The organism is Kitasatospora sp. NPDC088742, assembly GCF_055584905.1.
In genome coordinates this window covers 489,309-506,983 of the sequence record NZ_JBVJLD010000001.1, presented here as the reverse complement: position 1 = coordinate 506,983, position 17,675 = coordinate 489,309, and the positions used below count along the sequence as shown (strand labels likewise).

The following is a 17,675-nucleotide window of genomic DNA, read 5'->3' as shown; positions in this document are numbered from 1 at the left end:
GCGAAGCCGGGCGCGTCGCCCCGGAGGGCGAAGCGGACCGCTGCCTAGTCTGACGATCATTCAGGCCCATGATGACGTCGGACGACAGGATGCGCATGGTCGGGTTGGACTTCGGGCGCTCGGCCACCCGGCCGCTGCGCGGGCCGGCAGCCGCCGCCCTGGTGCTCGGCCTGGCGGCCGCGCTCGTCGGCGCGCCGCCGGCCCACGCGGCGGGGCCGGTGATGACGCTGACCAAGGCGGTGGAGGGCGCTCCGGACCCGCTCGTCCCCGGGTCGGCGTTCTCGTACAAGCTGACGCTCTCCTGCTCCTCCCTCTCGGTCTCCTGCGTCAACGCGCACCTGGAGGACGTGCTCCCGCCCGAGTTCGACATGACCGCGCTCCCGCCCTCCACCCCCACCCAGCAGGTGACCTACGACCCGGCCACCCGCAAGCTCCGGATCGACTTCAGGAGCCCGCTCGCCTCCCCGCCCAACCCGGCCGGATCGGTCGGCCTCCCGGCCGGGACCACCGCGGACGTGTCGGTCGGGATGAAGGTCCCCGCCACCGGGCCGCTGGAGGACGGCGACACCGTCACCAACACCGCCACCGCGAGGGCGGACAACGCCACCGAGGTGATCGGCAGCGTCACCCAGACCGTCACCGTCCCGAAGCTGCTGGACGCCAAGGCCACCAAGACCTGGCAGCCCACCTCGGACGTGGCGCAGGGCGACGGCATCTCGACCGTCACCCTGGGCGCGGCCAACACCTCGGCCACCCCCGACGGGATCAGCCGCCTCGACGTCCAGGACGACACCGCCGCGCTGTACGAGAACTTCGACCTGGTCTCGCTCGGCCCGGTCGGCCGGATGCCCGACGGGGCGGACCGGGTCACCGTGCTGGTGTGCACCAAGCCGCCCGGCAGCCGCTGCGCGGAGAACGAGTGGGTGCGCGGCACCGCCGCCCCCGGCCCCGACCTCACCCTGCCCGCCGGGGTGACGGCCGGTCAGGTCACCGGCGTGCGGTACGAGTTCACCAACTCCACCGGCGCCACCCTCCCCTACGACGCCACCGGCGCCACCGTGCCGATGCAGGTCAAGCTGCGCCGCACCGAGCGCACCAGCGGTGCCCAGATCAGCCCGGCCGCCCGCCAGACCGTGCACAACTGCGCCGACTCCGCCGTCAAGGACGCGGGCAGTCGGTTCACCGTGATCGGCCTGCCGGCCTGCTCGGACCACGACATCCTGCCGAACATCGCCACCGTCGACCTCGACAAGCGGTTCTTCCCCGACAACCGGGGGGACTTCACCCAGAACGGCACCGCCGTCCGCGGCGAGAACTCCGGCGTCACCGCCCAGTTGAACGCCAAGAACACCTCGCCGTTCGCCGTCTCCGAGCTCACCATCACCGAACCCTCGGACTCGGCGGGCGCGGTCGGCGAGTTCGACAAGTTCGACGCCGCCAAGCTGAAGGTCGACTTCCCGCCCGGCGCCACCACCGCGACCCTGACGGTCACCTGCCGGGACGGCTCCACCCCGGCGCCGGTCGCCCTCACCAACCCGCCCGCCTCCCAGGTGCGGACCTCCACCGGCTGCCCGGCCGGCAGCCCGCCGAAGCGGATCTCCATCACCTACAAGGGCGAGCAGGGCGGCAAGGGCACCATCCAGCCCGGCGCGGTCGGCAAACTGTCGGTCAACGGCACCCTCAACTCCAAGGTGACCTCCGAGGACACCCGCGACGGCGTGCAGGACTGCGCCGACGCCTCCGCCGCCAACCCTGCCAACGGCTCGGGCTCGGCCGCCGTCACCGACTGCGCCGTCCTCAAGGTGCAGGAGCGCAACCCCGACGGCAACGGCTTCAAGTCCTCCTCCTGGACCGAGGTGCCGCCCGGCCAGGACCTCACCTTCAGCCTCGGCTACACCAACAGCGGCAACGTCACCCGCCCGAACGTGCGGGTCACCGACCCGGCCGACCCCACCGCCCCGGGCAACCCCTTCGACCAGTTGGAGATCGTCGGCGTCTCCACCGACGGCAGCCCGCGCACCCTGCACATCGGCGTCGAGCTCTGGGACTCGTCCGTCAACTCCTGGGTGGCCTACGTCCCGCCGGACAGCGCGCTGCTGTCCCGGGCCAAGGGCGTCCGGATCGCCGAGCCGGACGGCATCCCGCCACAGGGCTTCATGCGGGCCACCGTCACCGTCCGGCTCCGGCCGGGGGTGACCTCCGGGCGGATCGACAACTGCGCCGCCGTCAGCGTCGATGGCAGACCCGAGGGCGACCCGAGCTGCTCCCCCGGCGTCGAGGTGAAGCCCGCGAAGGCCGCCGCCTCGCTGCAGAAGACGCTGGCCCCCAGCACCGTGCTGCGCCCGGTCACCGGCGTCGCCCCGCAGGACGTCACGCTCCGGCTCACCACCGTCAACACCGGGAACCTGGGCCTGAAGCGACTGGTCGTCACCGACACCGACCCGGACTTCTTCGACGCCGTCACGGTGACCGCCCTGGCCGGGATCACCTTCCCCAACGGCGCCGACCGGGTCCAGGTGGACGTCTGCACCACCGGCTGCCGCAGCAATCCCCCGGTCTTCGTCACCGGCACCCCGACCTCCTCCACCAAGCCCGGCTTCCCGGCCGGCGTCGACCCCGCCGGCATCCAGGGCGTCCGGGTCACCTTCACCAACTCCCAGGGCGGCTACGGCATCCTGCCCGCCACCTCCGCGCCGAACTACCAGGACTGCCCCGGCAGCAGCGTCTGCCTGACAGTCCGTCCGCGCGAGGGCCTGCGCTCCGCGCCGGGCACCCCGATCCCGGACCTGCTGGAGGACACCGCGAGCGCGGCCGGCGAGAGCCGGCTGCAGCCCGACGGTGGCACCTTCCCGGTGCCGGACTCCTCCGCCTCGCTCAGCGTGCGCGAGGGCAGCAACCTGATCCGGGTGGAGAAGGAGCCGGCCACCACCGTGCTCAGCCCCGGCTCGGTCGCCCCGTTCAACCTGCACGTCAGGAACACCGGCACCGCGCCGGTGCCCGACCTGGTGGTGGTGGACGAAGTCCCCAGCGGCCTGCGGTTCGACGACGCCTTCCAGGGCGACCAGGGCCGCCCGTACACCGTGAAGGTGACGGTGCCGCCGGGCGGGGCCGGCCCCGCCGAGGTCCGGTTCGAACCCGAGCGGGACGCGGGCGGCCGGATCACCAAGCTGCGCTGGCGCTTCCCCGGTTGGACCTTCTACCCGGGCAGCGAGGTGGTGCTCGGCTACCAGGTCAAGCTGAACGGCGGGGTCGCGGCCGGGACCACCATCACCAACGTCTTCGGCGCCGGTTCGGAGACGGTATCCAAGGTCAACTGCGACCAGTCCTCCCCCCGGCTCGGCACCGTCACCGACGACCCCCGGTACGGCCCCGGCACCTTCTGCACCTCCTCGGCCCAGGTCACCTCCCGCTCCGGCGTCTCCTTCGACGCCGCCAAGTGGGTCACCGGGGACCGCTCGCTGGGCTACCAGGACGCCAACACCGGCAAGCCCGTCCCGGCCGGCGACCCGCGCTGCCCCGAGCTGACGGCCAACGGCACGGTGTACACCCGCTACCCGTGCGTCGCGCTGACCCGGCCCGGCCAGGACTTCTCCTTCCTGATCCGGATCGAGAACACCGGGACCGAACCGGCCCGTTCGCTCCAGCTGCTGGACGTCTTCCCGGCGCCGAAGGACACCGGGGTGCTGCTCGGCGACGAGCAGCGCGGCACCGAGTGGGACACCGTGCCGACCCTGACCGGCCCGGTCCGCTACGACGGCGCGGGCACGGCGACCGTCACCTACACCGGCACCGAGAACCCGTGCGGCCGCAAGGTCGAGACGCCCAAGCGCGCCTGCGCGGCCGCGATGTGGGGCGCGGACACCACCCACGCGACCGCCTTCGAGACCGAGGTGGCGTTCCCGGTCGGCCTGGCCCCCGGCAGCGCCGTCACCTTCACCCTGCCGTTCCGGGCCCCGGCCGACCTGACCGTGCCCGGCTACGCCTCGGTGGCCTGGAACTCCTTCGCCCACACCGAGACCGTCAGGGTCGGCGGCACCACCACCCGGCTGCCGGTGACCGAGCCCCCGAAGGCCGGGATCGGCCTGGTCTTCGGCAACGTCCGGATCCTCAAGGACGTCGTCGACCCGCCGGCCGGCGTACCGGTCGGACCGTTCCGGCTGGCCTACTCCTGCCTGCTCACCACGGCCGGCGGGGAGAGTGTCGAAGTCCGCTCCGGCGAGACCGAGTTCAGCCCCGACAAGCCGTTCGGGCTGGGCGGGGTGCCGGTCGGCGCGGTCTGCCGGTTCTGGGAGACCGAGTCGGCCGGGGCGCAGACCGACCACCGGGGCGAGGCCAACGCCGTCGTGGTCACCATCACCCGGGCCACCGACGCGGCGCAGTGGCAGCAGGAGGAGATCGCCAACCGCTACCCGCGCAAGGACCTGGTCATCGCCAAGCGGATCACCGGCGAGGCCGCCGAGACGGTCGGCCGGGGCCCGTTCAAGATCAACGCGGACTGCTCCTTCAACGGCACCCGGCTGCCCGGCTTCCCGCAGCAGCTGGTCTTCGACGGGGACGGTTCCCAGGCCATCACCGACCTTCCCGAGGGCAGCCTCTGCCGGGTGGAGGAGACCGACGACGGCGGCGCCACCCGGGTCCACTACCAACTGGTGGACTCCACCCGGGTGGACGTCTTCTCCCCCACCCCAGGCCCCGACGCGGTCGACACCCGGGGCGAGACCGCCACCGTGATCGTCACCAACGAGTTCGCGGTCGGCTCGCTCCAGGTCACCAAGAAGCTGACCGGCGCAGGGAGTGCCCTGGCCACCGGGCCGTTCCGGTTCCGGGTGGTCTGCGACTTCAACGGCCGGGCCGCCGTGCTCACCCGTGAGCTGGAGCTCACCGGGCCCGGCCACCTGACGGAGCGTCTGGACGGCCTCCCGGTCGGCGCGCTGTGCACCGTCACCGAGACCGCCGCCGGCGGGGCGGACGTTCCCGCCGAGCCGGTCCGCCGGGTCGAGGTCAAGGAGGGCCTCACCGACCTGGCCACCGCCGAGCTCAGCAACACCTTCCACGCCGGGCGGCTCACCCTCGCCAAGGAGCTGACCGGGCCGCTGGCCGGGGCCGGCTACCTGCGGGAGGCCGAGTTCCAGCTGCACGTGATCTGCCGCCGTGACGGCAAGCCGGTGCTCGACCGCACCGTGACCGTGCGGGCCGGACGGCCCGTCACCCTGCCGGAGCTGCTGCTCACCGGCACCCGCTGCTGGGCCGGTGAACCGGCCTCCGGCGCCGAGACGGTGACGGTCTCCCACCCCGACGAACTCCACGCGGCCGTGGTCACCGCCGAGGCCCCCGACCTGACCGTCACCGCCGTCAACGACTACCGTCCGGCCGCGCTGGCCCTGCTCAAGCGGACCACCGGGACCGGGGCGGCGGCCGTGGCCGAGCGGGAGTTCACCGTCGAGCTCAGCTGCACCCTGACCACCGCGCCCGGCACCACCCCGGTCGTCCTGCTGGACCGGCGGCGCTACCAGCTCCGCCCCGGTGCCGTCCGCCCGGTGGACGACCTGGCCGACCCGCTGCCGGCCGGAGCCCGCTGCTGGCTCGCCGAGCCCGACCGGGCCGGGGCCGCCGAGGTCACCGTCGAGCACGACTCCGCCGACCGGGCCCTGCTCCTGACCACGGCCGCGGCCACCCTGGAGGTCACCAACCGCTTCGACGCCACCGAGCCGCCGCCCCCTCCGCCGCCGCCGCTTCCGGTCACCGGCAGCGCCCCCGGCCCGTGGGCGGCCGGCTCGCTCGCCCTGCTCCTGCTCGGCCTCGCCGTCCGGTACGCCGCACGCCGCTGGTGAGGGCTGAGTGACGGGAGAGGTGACAGATCATCACGGCCGGTTCGCCCCGAGCGAACCGGCCGTGAGCGTGTGCGAACCCTGTTAACCTGCACGCGAATTGCACGACCTCCGCCCCGCACCCCACCCGAAGCAGGTACCCGTGTCCGTCCCACCCGGCACCGGTCACCACGCTGCTCCCAGCGTCGTCCGGATCGACTCCGCCCTCGAGGCCGACCAGTTCACCGACGAGGGGCGGAGCGGCTGGTCCCGCCTCCGGCACCGGCTCGTGGTGGCACGCGCCGTCTTCGACAACGGCCGTCCCGGCCTGGTCGCCACCTGGCACGTGGTCGCCCAGTACTGGTCCCCGTGGGAGTACCACGGCGACCCGGAGGCCACCGTCACCGGCTCGCTGCGGCTGCGGGCCGCGGGCGTGCCGGGCTGGATCGGCGTCAGCGAGTTCGAGTTCGAGACCGGCATGCTCGGCCACGGCCTGGTCCGCGCCGAGTTCCCGGACCTCGCCCCGGGCGACTACCGGGTGGAGCTCGGCCCGGAGACCGAGAAGGACCTCGGCATGATGTACGGCCACATCCGCGACGAGCGCGACCTCAGCCCCTCGGTCTGGTCCCTGGTCCGCCCCCGCCCCACCAGCCTGGACGTGGACCTCTGACCCGTCCCGGCCACTCCCCTCAGGACGTCAGGACGAGCCGGAAGGCCGGGGCGCTCGCTGCGTCCCCGGCCTTCCGTCGTCCGGGATCGCTTACGGCGTCCAGTAGTTGCCGGAGGCGACGATCATCGTCTGGAGCTGCACGCTGCCGCCGTAGTAGACCGACGGGGTGATCTGGGTGGCGACCATCTTGGCCCAGAGCGCGTCCAGCCAGGCCTGCGAACCGGGGTCGGTCATCGCCGCGACCGCGAACGGGGCGGTGAAGGCCATGTCGTTGCCGGAGTCGAAGGCGGTGCCGTTCAACTTGTAGCCGCTGACGATCGAGTTGGCGTTGCCGCCGGTCTTGGACTTGATCCAGCTGTTCATCTTCCGCGCCGAGGCGAGCGAGGCCGAGTCGCCGCTGGTGACGGCGTCCGCCCCGATCCGCCACGGGTCGCGGCAGGCGTTCCAGCCGAAGTCACCGTCGTTGGGGCTCTCCAGCACCTCGCCGGCGGCCGGCTTGGGGGTGGAGTCGGTGTTCACCACGAAGTCGGCCAGCAGGCCGGTGGAGGCGGCGTACTTGCTCTGCTGGGAGGTGATCAGGTTCTGGTGCGCGGTCCTGATGGTGTCCCAACCGGCGTCCCCGGTGGCCTTCTTGAAGGCCCGGAAGTGGTCGATCATCCAGTCCGAGGAGCGCGAGACGTAGTAGTACTGGTCACCCGAGTCCGACCAGTCGCCGAGCAGCAGCAGCTTGGTGGTGGGGTTCACCTCGCTCGCCTTGATGGCGTTGATGTGCTTGACCGCCAGGTCCTTGTAGTTGTACGTCCCGGTGCTGCCCCACTGCTTGTCGGCGAGCAGCAGGCCGTAGGCGACGTCCATGTCCCCGTCGGTGGCCGAGTCCGAGCCGTTCACGGACTTGCAGTTGACGTCCTGTTCGGCCGCCAGCAGGTTCTTGTTGTTCACCGAGGGGTGCGCCAGCACGAACTTCAGCAGGCCGTCGAAGGCGGTCTTCGCGTTCGGGTCGGCGCCCGCCATCAGCGCCGTGACCACCAGGCCGTAGCCCTGGCCCTCGGCCACGTACGGGTGGTCGGCGTCCGGCGAGATCACCTGGTACCAGCCGTTGCCGCAGTTCTGCTTCAGGAACGCCGACTTCCAGGCGTTGTACTTGTCCACCACCTGCTGGTCCAGCGTCCCCTGCGCCCCGCTGGGCTTCAACGTCCCCGCCGCGTAGGCGAACTGGTGGCTGCCGAACGGGACGGCCGGGCCACCGCCGCCGGGCGGGGTGGACTGCTGGTCGGCCTCCAGGTAGTCCAGGTTGGCCAGGCCGTTGGCGCTGGTGGCGGTGAGCCGGACCTTGTTGGCCCCGGCGGTGAGCTGCACCGAGAGCGTGGAGTTCGCCCAGGTGTCCCAGTTGGTGGTCGAGTTGAAGGCCCGGGCGGCCGAGACCACGGTGCCGTTCACCGCCACGTCGGCCGGGCGGGCGGTGGTGGTGCCGTTGGAGTACCGCACCGTCAGGTTCGCGCTGCCGGCGGTGGCCGCGTTCACCGTGAACTCGACCCAACTGCCGGACACGTTGTCGCCGTTGACGAACCCGGTGCCGGAGTAGTTGGCGTGGTTGGCCTCCACCACGCCCTGCGAGAGCGCGGCGCCCTCGGCCTCGTAGCGGGTGGCGGCGGCCGAGGCGGTGCCCGGCACCGCGACGATCCCGGCCACCAGGCCGGCCGCGGCCAGGCCGAGGGCGGACGTTCTGCGGATGTCACTCATCGGTCTCTCCTCAACCCTTGTACTGGACAACGATCTTGGTGAACGCGTACGGCGACTGCGCGATCCCGCTGCAGGCGTCGGCGTCCGTCCCGGAGCCGCAGGCGCGGTCGCGGTTGACGGACCAGAAGGCGAAGCGCGCCAGGTGGTGCTGCTGGGCGTAGGCCAGGATGGTCTTGAAGTCGGCCAGCGTGACGGTCTCGCCCGGCTCGTCGGTGATGCCGTTCATCGACGACACCCCGATGTGCCGGTAGGCCGCGTCGTCGCTGTAGCCGTAGGCGCTCTTCACGGTCGCCTTCAGCCCCTCCAGCGCACTGACGGTGGCCTGGCCCATGGTCCCGCTGTGTCCGCCGAAGTCGAACGGCATGATGATCCAGCCGTCGTTCGCCAGCCCGGCCGCCGCACCCCGCTTGATCAGGTCCTTGCCGGTGGCGTCGGGGCCGCTCGGCGTGGTGCCCATGGTCACGTAGGTGACCAGCCCGGGGTTCCTGGTCTTGACGATCTTCAGGGCGTCGACCACCCGCTGACGGACCGTCGCGTTGGAGAACTCGGTGTCCTCGATGTCGATGTCGAAGGCCTTCAACTGGTAGGCGTCGATGACCTTCTGGTACGCCCCGGCCAGCGCCGACGCGCTGGAGCACTTCTCACCCAGCTTGTTCCCGCTCCACCCGCCGACCGAGACCACCACGTCCCCGCCGGCCGCCCGGATCGACTTGATCGCGGCCTCGTCCGAACCGCCCTTCAGCGCCCGGCTCCCGTCCCACTTCGGATTGCACCCCCCGTCGGACAGGATGAACGCGAGGGTGAACCACTTCACCCCGGTGGCCGCCATGACATCGGTCGGCTTCTGCGGGCTGCCCCAGCCCAGGTACTCGTACGGCGCCGCAGCCAGACCGGCCGGAGCCGCGGCCGTCGCGGCGGTCGGGACCAGCAGCGGAGCGGTCAGCGCCAGGGACGCTGCCATCAGGGCACGCTTGATTCGTTGCACGTCTACTCGATTCTCTGACCGAAGGGGGAGGCAGAACGTGCGGACACAGGTGGCCACCGGCGACGCGGAGTTCAGCATCCCGACGTGACAACCACCAGTCAATAGCCCTAGTTAGGAAACTTTCCCATCAGTCGTTCGGGAGGCCGCTCACGGGGCCGGGGCGAGGACGGACTCGGGGGCGGCGTCCAGGACCAGGCCGTTGTCGAAGCGGATGCGGGCCGTGACCAGCGGGCCGTGGGTCTGGTGGGTCGTCCACTCCGGTTCGAGGGTGGCGAGTTGGGCCTCCAGGCGCTTGCGGCTCTCCTCGGGCATGGTGTGGCCGTAGTCGTCGAAGAGGTCCTTCAGGCGCCGGTACTCGCGGACCTCCTCGGGCTCCGGCAGCTCGCCGTCCACCCGTTCGACCGTGCCCTCGGCCCCGGCGCCGAGCGAGAGGAAGCCGACGAGCTCCTCCCCGGCCACCGCCTCCCCGATCCCGAGGTCCGCCACCAGCCGCACCCGCTGACCCGCCGTCAGACCCATCCGCCCGCTCCTGCCCGCTCGCTCACCCGTCCGGCACCGCCCACGGGCCCCGCGACCAGGCCATTATCCGCCGTCAGCTCCAGCGGTAGCGCCGCCGCAGCGCCTCCACCACCAGGTCGAACCGGGCCCGGTCCAGCGCGCAGGCCTCCCGCCGCATCCCGGCGTCGTGCACCCGCATCACCCGCTCCAGCGCCACCCACGACTCCCGCCCCGAACGGTCCCACGGGCCGGCCCCGATCGGCACCCAGTCGGCGTCCCGGTCGTGGCCCTTGCTGGAGAGCATCACCGCCAGCAGCGTGCCACCCGCCTCCCGGGCCACCACCAGCACGGGGCGGTCCTTGCCCCGGCCGTCCCGCTCCTCGTAGGGCACCCAGGTCCAGACGATCTCCCCGGGGTCGGGATCCCCGTCGTGGTCGGGGGCGTACTCGGTCCGCACCCGGCCGACCTGGTACGCCTCGACCTCCACGGTGGCGGACGGGCCGGAACGGCCCGGGGTCTGCTGGTCCTGCTCGGTGCTCTCGGCCATGCCCGCAGGCTAGCCATCCCGCCCGACACCGATCAAGCCGCCTCCGGCCCTGGCTCCCCGTCAGGACGCCGTTCCGGTACGGCCGCCCAGGAAGGCCTCCACCTCGGCCCGGCTCGGCAGCGCCCCCTGCGCGCCCCGCCCGGTGGTGGCCAGCGCCCCGACGGCGGAGGCCCACCGGACCGCCGCACCGAGCCCGCCCCCACCTCCACCCTCGGCCCCGCCCTCGCCCGTGCCCTCGGCCCGGGCCACCGCGAGCGCAGCGCAGAACGCGTCGCCCGCCCCGACCGCGTCCACCGCCTCCACCGCGAAGGCCGGGACATGGACACCGCCCCCGTCCGCCCCGCCGTGCACCGCACCCCGGGCCCCGAGTGTCACCACCACCTCACCCGGCCCCAACCGGCCCAGCAGCGCCGGAAGTTCGAGCGGCTCACGACCCTCCGCGGCTCCGCCGAGCAGATCCGCCGCCTCCACCTCGTTCACCACCAACACGTCCGCGGCGGCGATCAGCTCCCTGAGCTCGGCGCCGACCCGCACCGGCAGCGGAGCGGCGTTGAGCACCACCGGCACCCCCGCCGCCCGCGCCGACCGGGCCGCCGCCAGGCACGCGGCCACCGGCACCTCCAGCTGGAGCAGCAGCACCCCGGCCCCGGCCAACTCCCGTGCCAGCTGCGGCCGTACACCGTCCGGGTCCAACTCCGCGTTGGCGCCCGGCGAGACCGTGATGGTGTTCTCCCCGTCCGGGTCGATCACGATCAGCGCCGTCCCGGTGGCGGCGGCCACCGTCGTCACCGCCGCCACCTCGACCCCGGCCGCCGCCAGCGACTCCCGGGTCCGGCGGCCGAACGCGTCGTCCCCGACCCGGGCGATCAGCGCCGTCGGCGCCCCGAGCCGCCGGGCGGCCACCGCCTGGTTGGCGCCCTTGCCGCCCGTGCTCTCCGCCAGCCCACCACCCGTGACGGTCTCGCCCGGACGGGGCAGGTGCGGCACCCGCACCGCCAGGTCCACGTTGACGCTGCCGACCACGACGACCTTCGCCGACATGTCCGCCCTCCCAAGGTCCGTACGCTGATTGCCTCGCCCCATCGTCCACCCCATCGTCCACGGAGCGGCCCGCCTCACGGCACCCGGGTCGCCTCGATCACGCACACCGGCCCGCCGGTCTCCCGGATCCGGTCGAGCCGGAAACCCTCCCCCGCGAGCAGCCCGCGCCACTCCTCGGCCGTACGCTCACGGCCCGTCAGCATCCCGAGCATGGTGAGGTCGAGCAGTGCGGCCAGCTCGGGCGCGTCGCCCCGGTCGAGCACCGTCTCCAGCAGCACCAGCCGGGCGTGCGGCACGGCGGCGGCCCGGTACATCCGGGAGAGGATCCGGGCGGCCGCCTCGTCGGACCAGTCGTGCAGCACGAATCCCGCCAAGTAGCAGTCGGCGGGCGGCACTTCGACGAAGAAGTCACCCCCCACCGCAGTGATCCGGTCCGCCACCCCGTGGGCCCGCAGCACCGCCGGCGCGGCCGTCACCACGTGCGGCAGGTCGAAGACGGTGCCCCGCAGGTGGGGGTACCGCCGGGCCAGCCCGGCGAGCACCGCACCGTCCGCACCGCCCACGTCCACCACCGTCCGGGCACCGTCCAACTCGACTGCGGAGAAGGTCTCCTGACGGATCGCCCGGGCGAAGTCGGTCATCGCCCCGGTGAAGGTGGCGACCCGGTCCGGCTCCTGCCCCAGCCACGCGAAGAACGGCATCCCGTACAGGTGATCGGCCGCCGGCTCTCCCGTCTCGGCCGTGTGCCGGAGCTCGGCGAACGGCCGGTAGTGGGTCTCCATCCAGGTCAACGCGACACCGCGGACCGAGTCCGGCCCGTCGGAGACCAGCGTGCGGCCGAGCGGCCCGAGGCCGACCATGCCGGTGGCCGCGTCCAGGGTGAACACGCCCTCCCCGGCGAGCACCCGGACGATCCGGGCCAGCGGGTCCGGCCGGAGCCCGGAGGCCTCGGCCAGTTCGGCCACCGTCCGTTCGCCGTCCAGGAGTTGGTCCGCCAGCGCGGCCCGGGCCACGACGTAGAGCGCCTGGGAGATCTGGAAGCCGCCGAGCAGGCGGAGCATGGCGAGAGCAGGGGTGGCGGCCGCAGTGTGCATGCCGCCAAGCTAGCCAGCCGACCCCCCGTCAGACCGTGGACGCACCAAGGCTTCCACTCCTGTGGCCCGGACAGACCAATCCACCTTGCCTTAGGTTAGGCTAACCAAACTTCAATGATCCTCATGCAGGGAGCGCCCCATGGGCCACGGTGGGGAAAGAAGGACCCCGGCCCCTCCGCCCCGAACCCCGACAGCCAGAAGAGCAAGCCGGGGCCGAAGCACAAGTGACGACCACTCAGCACGACGAGCCGGAGCAGGCTGCCGCGCGCAGTATGCTCCGCTCCATCGCCACCGAACTCGGCCACGACGTGGCCCCCGAGTGGGCGGCGGCAGCCATGGCCGTGCCCCGGACGCGGTTCCTCCCCGAACGGATCTGGCTGGACCACGGTGACGGCCTGGTGCCGTGCGACCGCGAGACGGACCCGGCCGGCTGGACGGACGCGGCGTACGCCGATGCCCCGGTCGTGACGCAGGTCAACGACGGGAAGGCCCCCGACGGCGAACCCTGGCCGTCGTCGTCGGCCTCGGCTCCGGCCATCGTCTTCCGCATGTTGGAGATGCTCGACCTCCACCCCGGTACGACGGTGCAGGAGATCGGGACCGGTCACGGCGGCCTGCATCCGCTCGGCGTCGCTGCTGCCGTGGTTGGCGAGGTAGTTCGCCCGTCGGTGGTCCTGCGCGGTGGCCGGGATCCGCTCGATCTCCACCACGACAGCCCAGTGCGCGCAGAACGATCGGAGCGGGGCGACTCCTGCAGGCGGACCGGCGCGACGAGCGCCACCGCGGCCTTCAACGCGGCCGGGGTCCTCTCCGGACGGGGGATCAGCGCCGTCCCCTCATGCGCGACCTGACTCATGACGGCTCTCATCCCCGCACCCTGAGCCTACTGGCCCCGGCCCCGGATCCCCCCGCGGGCACACCACTGACGTGGAAGGGCCGTCGGTACCGGCCGCGGGACCGCGACCGCGAGGCGGCAGGCCGCGATCCGGAGCCGGCCCCGGGTGTCGGCCGCGCGCTGGGGCTTCGACAGCGCGAACCGGTCAGGGGCGCGCACTTTCCCCGCGCCCCGGCGGAGCGGGCCGCACATCGGCTACGCCCACCCGAACCGCCGTGCCACCTCCGCCGCCAACTCCCCCACTCCCACGGTCCCGTCCACCGTTAGCACCGCCATGCCCACCCGCGCGGCCCGCACCCGGACCTCCACGTCCCAGAGCCGGTCCCGTTCCAGCCTGAGCGCGAGCATCTCCCCCGGGTCCCGCGAACCCCAGTTGGCCCGCGCCCGCGCGGGGTCGGCGTACCGGGCCCGCAACCCCGCCTCGCGGAACTCCGGTGTCGGCACCAGGCACACCACCTGCGCCGCCGACGCCACCAGCGGCGCCAACTGGTCCGGAAGGATCCCGAAGTAGTCGACCAGCAAAGGCCGTTCGGCCGAGCGCGCCCTCACCTCCTCCACCAGGAACCCCGTCACCTCCCCGTACAGGCTCGGCATCGCCCGCAGCACCTCCGCCGCCGTCCGCCCGGCCCAGAACTCCCCCGGCTCCAGGCCCCGCAGCGCGGCCAACCGCGGCTGCTCCGCCGCCACCGCCCGCTCGACCCAGCCGTGCTCCGCACGGTCCCCGTCGAACACCTCGACCCCGTGGCGCGCCGCCAACTCCCGTGCCACGGTGGTCTTCCCGGCCCCGGTGCCGCCCACGATCCACCGCACCTGCCGTAGCGCGGCCGCCGTCTCCCCCGTGCTCTCCATACCGCCATCCTCCCCCCTGTGATATCCAGATGGGATGACCTTCTCCCCCTTCGACGCCGTCCTGTGCGACCTCGACGGCGTCATCCGCCACTTCGACCAGTCCGAGGTCACCGCCCTCGAGGTCTCCGCGGGCGTCCCGGAGGGCAGCACCTACGCCGCCGCCTTCTCCGCCGAACTCGCAGAGCCCCTGGTCCTCGGCCGCCTCGGCAAGCCCGAGTGGGCCGAGCTCATCGCCGCGGCCCTCACACCCCGCACCGACGCACCCACGGCCCGCGCCCTCGCCACCGCGTTCACCACCACCCCCGTCCACGCCGACGCGACCGTGGTGGCCCTGCTCCGCGAGGTCCGGGTCCGCGGCCCCCTCGTCCTGGTGACCAACGGCACCACCTGGCTCGACCAGGGCCTCGCCGAGCTCGGCCTCACCGACCTCGCCCACCACGTCGTCAACAGCGCCGTGTTCGGCACCGCCAAGCCCGAACCCGCCATCTACCACCACGCCGCCACCCTGGCCGGCACCACCCCCGACCGCTGCCTCTTCATCGACGACAGCCCCAAGAACGTCACCGCCGCGACGGCCCTCGGCATGACGGGCCACCACTACACCACCCCCGCCGCCCTCCGCACCGCCTTGGCCCCGCTCCTCCTCACATGACCGCCCGGCACCACCCCTACGTCTACGTCGGCCCGCCCGAGATACGACGCCTCGTCAGCCCGGCCGCCGAAAGAACCGCGATACGCTCCCGGGCCGAGCTCGACGCCTGGCTCGCCTCCCGGCCCACCGCCGAGCTCTCCGAGCCGTTCACCTACGTCGTCGACCCGGCCGGCCGGCTCCGCCTGGCCGCGCGCCGCAGCGAGCACGTGGTCTGCGCGGGCGGTGGGCCGGTGCTCTGCGCCGGCGAGATCGCGTTCGCCCGGCAGCCGGACGGCCACTGGGCGGTGCACGAGGTCACCAACCAGTCCACCGGCTACTGCCCGGACCCGGTCACGGCCTGGCCGCCACTGGCCGCCGCGCTCGGCCTCGCCGGAATCGCCCACCCGCCGGGCTTCACCCACGCGTTCGTCTTCCGCCGCTGCACCGCCTGCCGCGAGCTCAACGTCGTCCGCGAGGGCGAGTTCTTCTGCGCCCTCTGCGACGCTCCCCTCCCCGCCGCCCCCAACGTCTCCCCGCTACCCGGGGTCTGACGGCGTGCCCTACCCGAAGGTGCGGGCGCGTGCCACCACCTCGGGGGATGCCTTCGCCAAGGACCCGGTGTCGTAAGGGGGTTGGGGGTCGTACTCGGTGTAGAGCTGGATCGCCTGCGCGGTCACCTCGTCCGCGAGCAGCGCGGCCAGCCCCACCGCCATGTCGATCCCCGAGGACACGCCCGCCGAGGTGATCACCCGGTCCTGGCGGACCACCCGCTCGGCGGTGTAGGTGGCACCGTACGCCTCCAGGTCGGCGACCGCCGCCCAGTGCGTGGTGGCCGTCAGGCCGTCCAGCAGGCCGGCCGCGCCGAGCACCAGCGAGCCGGTGCAGACCGAGGTGGTGAAGCGGGCGCCCTCGTGCATCCGCCGCACCCAGGCCAGGAACTCCTCGTCCGCCGCCATCCGCAGGAAGCTGCCGCCGCCCGGGACGAGCAGCACGTCGCAGCGCTCGACCTCCCGGTAGGAGGTCGGCACGTGCACCGGCATCGACCCCAACACGTCCTTCACCAGGCCCGGTTCGGCCGTCACGAAGCGCACGGTCGCCCCCGGCAGATAGGCCAGGATCTCGTACGGTCCGACCGCGTCGAGCGGTTCGAAGTCCTCGAAGAGCGGGATCACGATGTCCATGCGGTGCAGCATAGACACCGTGACCTCCCACCTCCCCGGCCCGGGCCCTGGCAGGATGGGCCGCATGGAACGTGTGCTTGGCATCGGCGGGTACTTCCTGCGCGCCAACGACCCCGCCGCCCTCACCGCCTGGTACCGCGACTGCCTCGGCCTGGACTCCGACGAGCACGGCCTCTGGCAGCCGCAGCCCGGCCCCACCGTCTTCGCCCCCTTCGAGGCCGACACCGACTACTTCGGCGCCCGCAGCCAGCAGACCATGCTCAACTTCCGCGTCCGCGACCTGGACGCGATGCTGGCCCAACTCCGCGCCAAGGGCGCCGAGGTGGCCGAGGAGACCCAGTCCATGGACGGCGTCGGCCACTTCGGCTGGGTCACCGACCCCGAGGGCAACCGCATCGAACTCTGGCAGCCCGCCTGACGGCACCTCAGACCTCGAACGGCCACGCCTCCGCGTGCTCGCGCCCGATCCGGACCTCGACCCACGTCCCGTCGGCATCCGTCGGCGGCGCGGGCTCGGGCACGCCCAACAGGACCAGTGCGCCGTCCACACCCAGGGTGGCCCCGCCGTCCTCGTCGATGCTCAGCACCCCACGAAGAACAACATGGCCACCCTCCTCCCACAGGGCAGGGGTGGTGGAGGCGGCCGGGTCGGCGTTGCGGCCCCAGCCGAGCTCCTCGTCCAGGGTCCACTCGACGTGGTGCTCCCGGCCCACCGCCTCGGCGGCGCCGCGCCACACCACCACCGCCGTGCCGACGGCCGACCTGACCCGCACCAGCGGCAGCCCCGCCGGGACCGCCTCCACCGTGACCAACATCCCGCCATCATCCCCGACGGGGCGTCACTGCCGTTGGCGCGCCAGGCCGGTGATCGCGGTGAGCAGCAGGGCCGAGCCCGCCACCACCGTCCAGGTGAGCGGCTCTCCGAAGCAGGCGATGCCCAGGACGGCGGCCGTGGCCGGTTCGAGCAGGACCAGGACGGCGGCGGTCGCGCCCGGGACGGTGGTCAGGCCGGTGAAGTACCAGCGGTAGGCGAGCAGGGTCGGGACGGTCCCCAGGAAGAGCAGCGCGGCGGCCGTCGGTGCGGGCTGCCCCGCACTCGGCAGCACTCCGCCCTCCAGCAGCAGCGCCAGCGGCACCAGGCAGGCCAGCCCCGTGCCGAAGGCGCCGGTCGAGGCGCGCGCCGTGCCACCGCCCCGGGCCCAGAGCGTGAGCCCGCTCTGCGCGGCACCGGCCAGCAGCGCGAGCCCGGCCCCGAGCAGCGGGCGCGGCCCGGCCGCCGGGGCGGCCACCAGCAGCACCAGCCCGCCGAGGGCGAGGCCGTTCGCGGTCAGTGCCCGGCGGGTGAGGCGTTCGCCGAGCAGCAGGTGGGCGCCGAGGCTGGTGAACACGGGTCCGGCACCGATGGTGACCAGGGTGCCCAGCCCCAGGCCCGCGTACCGGACCGAGGCGAAGTAGGCGCACTGGCCCACCGTCAGCCCGATCCCGGTGAGCACGGCGGCCCACCAACGGCCCTCGCTCCGGCCGACGGGCAGCAGCACCAAGCACCCGGCCGCGACGGCGAACCGCCAGGCGCAGACGGCGACGGGGCCGAGCCCGGCGGTGTTCATCAGCAGGGCCGCGACGGCCCCGCCCACGCCCCAGGCGACGGCTGCGGCGGAAATGGACAGCACACCGTGCCGGTACGGCACGGCGACATGCGTGGTCATGGCGTTCGTTCTCCATGGAAGAGGCGCCGGG

Annotated in this window: 16 protein-coding genes; 6 read left to right on the top strand and 10 right to left on the bottom strand. The window is 73.2% G+C overall.

Annotated features, from left to right (window positions below):
- Positions 1–68: 68 nt before the first annotated feature.
- Together ACZ6ZR_RS02165 and ACZ6ZR_RS02160 are read left to right on the top strand one after the other, a co-directional pair.
- Complete coding sequence (locus ACZ6ZR_RS02165) at positions 69–5,831, top strand: DUF5979 domain-containing protein (RefSeq protein ID WP_465638435.1); 5,763 nt, start codon at positions 69–71, stop codon at positions 5,829–5,831.
- A 139-nt stretch (positions 5,832–5,970) separates the two neighbouring features.
- Positions 5,971–6,477, top strand: a complete 507-nt coding sequence (locus ACZ6ZR_RS02160) for a hypothetical protein (protein WP_465638433.1) — start codon at positions 5,971–5,973, stop codon at positions 6,475–6,477.
- A 90-nt stretch (positions 6,478–6,567) separates the two neighbouring features.
- Here the strand turns inward: ACZ6ZR_RS02160 and ACZ6ZR_RS02155 are convergent, their stop codons facing one another.
- The 6 genes from ACZ6ZR_RS02155 to ACZ6ZR_RS02130 form a co-directional block, all read right to left on the bottom strand.
- Entirely contained in the window at positions 6,568–8,217 is a 1,650-nt protein-coding gene (locus tag ACZ6ZR_RS02155) for a glycosyl hydrolase family 8 (RefSeq protein ID WP_465638431.1), read from the bottom strand.
- A 10-nt stretch (positions 8,218–8,227) separates the two neighbouring features.
- Positions 8,228–9,178, bottom strand: a complete 951-nt coding sequence (locus tag ACZ6ZR_RS02150) for a chitinase (RefSeq protein ID WP_465638429.1) — start codon at positions 9,176–9,178, stop codon at positions 8,228–8,230.
- A gap of 171 nt (positions 9,179–9,349) precedes the next feature.
- Positions 9,350–9,721 (bottom strand): hypothetical protein, encoded by a 372-nt coding sequence (locus ACZ6ZR_RS02145; protein WP_465638427.1) that lies wholly within the window; start codon positions 9,719–9,721, stop codon positions 9,350–9,352.
- Between the two features lie 73 nt (positions 9,722–9,794).
- Positions 9,795–10,247: a type II toxin-antitoxin system PemK/MazF family toxin gene (locus tag ACZ6ZR_RS02140; RefSeq protein WP_465638425.1), complete on the bottom strand. Its 453-nt coding sequence runs from the start codon at positions 10,245–10,247 to the stop codon at positions 9,795–9,797.
- A gap of 60 nt (positions 10,248–10,307) precedes the next feature.
- A complete protein-coding gene (locus ACZ6ZR_RS02135) occupies positions 10,308–11,288 on the bottom strand; it encodes a ribokinase (protein WP_465638423.1) in 981 nt (326 codons plus the stop codon).
- Positions 11,289–11,362: 74 nt separating this feature from the next.
- Complete coding sequence (locus ACZ6ZR_RS02130; protein ID WP_465638421.1) at positions 11,363–12,382, bottom strand: methyltransferase; 1,020 nt, start codon at positions 12,380–12,382, stop codon at positions 11,363–11,365.
- A gap of 224 nt (positions 12,383–12,606) precedes the next feature.
- Here ACZ6ZR_RS02130 and ACZ6ZR_RS02125 point away from each other — a divergent pair, with 224 nt between their 5' ends.
- Positions 12,607–13,233 carry a hypothetical protein gene (locus ACZ6ZR_RS02125; protein ID WP_465638419.1) on the top strand — a complete coding sequence of 209 codons (627 nt, stop codon included), beginning with the start codon at positions 12,607–12,609 and terminating at the stop codon, positions 13,231–13,233.
- Positions 13,234–13,472: 239 nt separating this feature from the next.
- Here ACZ6ZR_RS02125 and ACZ6ZR_RS02120 read toward each other — a convergent pair whose 3' ends face one another.
- Positions 13,473–14,126: a hypothetical protein gene (locus ACZ6ZR_RS02120; protein ID WP_465638417.1), complete on the bottom strand. Its 654-nt coding sequence runs from the start codon at positions 14,124–14,126 to the stop codon at positions 13,473–13,475.
- A gap of 34 nt (positions 14,127–14,160) precedes the next feature.
- Between ACZ6ZR_RS02120 and ACZ6ZR_RS02115 the strand changes: the two genes are divergently transcribed.
- Positions 14,161–14,778, top strand: a complete 618-nt coding sequence (locus ACZ6ZR_RS02115; protein WP_465638415.1) for an HAD-IA family hydrolase — start codon at positions 14,161–14,163, stop codon at positions 14,776–14,778.
- Positions 14,775–15,308, top strand: coding sequence for a hypothetical protein (locus ACZ6ZR_RS02110; RefSeq protein ID WP_465638413.1), 534 nt, complete (start codon positions 14,775–14,777; stop codon positions 15,306–15,308). The genes ACZ6ZR_RS02115 and ACZ6ZR_RS02110 overlap by 4 nt, the downstream gene beginning before the upstream one ends.
- Before the next feature lie 9 nt (positions 15,309–15,317).
- On the opposite strand, the gene ACZ6ZR_RS02105 is transcribed toward ACZ6ZR_RS02110, so the two are convergent.
- Positions 15,318–15,938, bottom strand: coding sequence for a DJ-1/PfpI family protein (locus ACZ6ZR_RS02105; RefSeq protein WP_465638411.1), 621 nt, complete (start codon positions 15,936–15,938; stop codon positions 15,318–15,320).
- 64 nt (positions 15,939–16,002) lie between these two features.
- Between ACZ6ZR_RS02105 and ACZ6ZR_RS02100 the strand changes: the two genes are divergently transcribed.
- Positions 16,003–16,356, top strand: a complete 354-nt coding sequence (locus ACZ6ZR_RS02100; RefSeq protein ID WP_465638410.1) for a VOC family protein — start codon at positions 16,003–16,005, stop codon at positions 16,354–16,356.
- A gap of 7 nt (positions 16,357–16,363) precedes the next feature.
- Here ACZ6ZR_RS02100 and ACZ6ZR_RS02095 read toward each other — a convergent pair whose 3' ends face one another.
- Together ACZ6ZR_RS02095 and ACZ6ZR_RS02090 are read right to left on the bottom strand one after the other, a co-directional pair.
- Positions 16,364–16,753 carry a hypothetical protein gene (locus ACZ6ZR_RS02095; RefSeq protein WP_465638408.1) on the bottom strand — a complete coding sequence of 130 codons (390 nt, stop codon included), beginning with the start codon at positions 16,751–16,753 and terminating at the stop codon, positions 16,364–16,366.
- 24 nt (positions 16,754–16,777) lie between these two features.
- Complete coding sequence (locus tag ACZ6ZR_RS02090; RefSeq protein ID WP_465638406.1) at positions 16,778–17,644, bottom strand: DMT family transporter; 867 nt, start codon at positions 17,642–17,644, stop codon at positions 16,778–16,780.
- Positions 17,645–17,675 lie beyond the last annotated feature (31 nt).

What these genes read in the sequence shown, in the direction of transcription:
- ACZ6ZR_RS02100 (WP_465638410.1), top strand. Translation starts at nt 16,003, where the DNA reads ATGGAACGTGTGCTTGGCATCGGCGGGTACTTCCTGCGCGCCAACGAC.
- ACZ6ZR_RS02135 (WP_465638423.1), bottom strand. Translation starts at nt 11,288, where the DNA reads ATGTCGGCGAAGGTCGTCGTGGTCGGCAGCGTCAACGTGGACCTGGCG.
- ACZ6ZR_RS02145 (WP_465638427.1), bottom strand. Translation starts at nt 9,721, where the DNA reads ATGGGTCTGACGGCGGGTCAGCGGGTGCGGCTGGTGGCGGACCTCGGG.
- ACZ6ZR_RS02150 (WP_465638429.1), bottom strand. Translation starts at nt 9,178, where the DNA reads ATGGCAGCGTCCCTGGCGCTGACCGCTCCGCTGCTGGTCCCGACCGCC.
- ACZ6ZR_RS02165 (WP_465638435.1), top strand. Translation starts at nt 69, where the DNA reads ATGATGACGTCGGACGACAGGATGCGCATGGTCGGGTTGGACTTCGGG.
- ACZ6ZR_RS02140 (WP_465638425.1), bottom strand. Translation starts at nt 10,247, where the DNA reads ATGGCCGAGAGCACCGAGCAGGACCAGCAGACCCCGGGCCGTTCCGGC.
- ACZ6ZR_RS02120 (WP_465638417.1), bottom strand. Translation starts at nt 14,126, where the DNA reads ATGGAGAGCACGGGGGAGACGGCGGCCGCGCTACGGCAGGTGCGGTGG.
- ACZ6ZR_RS02090 (WP_465638406.1), bottom strand. Translation starts at nt 17,644, where the DNA reads ATGACCACGCATGTCGCCGTGCCGTACCGGCACGGTGTGCTGTCCATT.
- ACZ6ZR_RS02155 (WP_465638431.1), bottom strand. Translation starts at nt 8,217, where the DNA reads ATGAGTGACATCCGCAGAACGTCCGCCCTCGGCCTGGCCGCGGCCGGC.
- ACZ6ZR_RS02115 (WP_465638415.1), top strand. Translation starts at nt 14,161, where the DNA reads ATGACCTTCTCCCCCTTCGACGCCGTCCTGTGCGACCTCGACGGCGTC.
- ACZ6ZR_RS02095 (WP_465638408.1), bottom strand. Translation starts at nt 16,753, where the DNA reads ATGTTGGTCACGGTGGAGGCGGTCCCGGCGGGGCTGCCGCTGGTGCGG.
- ACZ6ZR_RS02130 (WP_465638421.1), bottom strand. Translation starts at nt 12,382, where the DNA reads ATGCACACTGCGGCCGCCACCCCTGCTCTCGCCATGCTCCGCCTGCTC.
- ACZ6ZR_RS02105 (WP_465638411.1), bottom strand. Translation starts at nt 15,938, where the DNA reads ATGGACATCGTGATCCCGCTCTTCGAGGACTTCGAACCGCTCGACGCG.
- ACZ6ZR_RS02110 (WP_465638413.1), top strand. Translation starts at nt 14,775, where the DNA reads ATGACCGCCCGGCACCACCCCTACGTCTACGTCGGCCCGCCCGAGATA.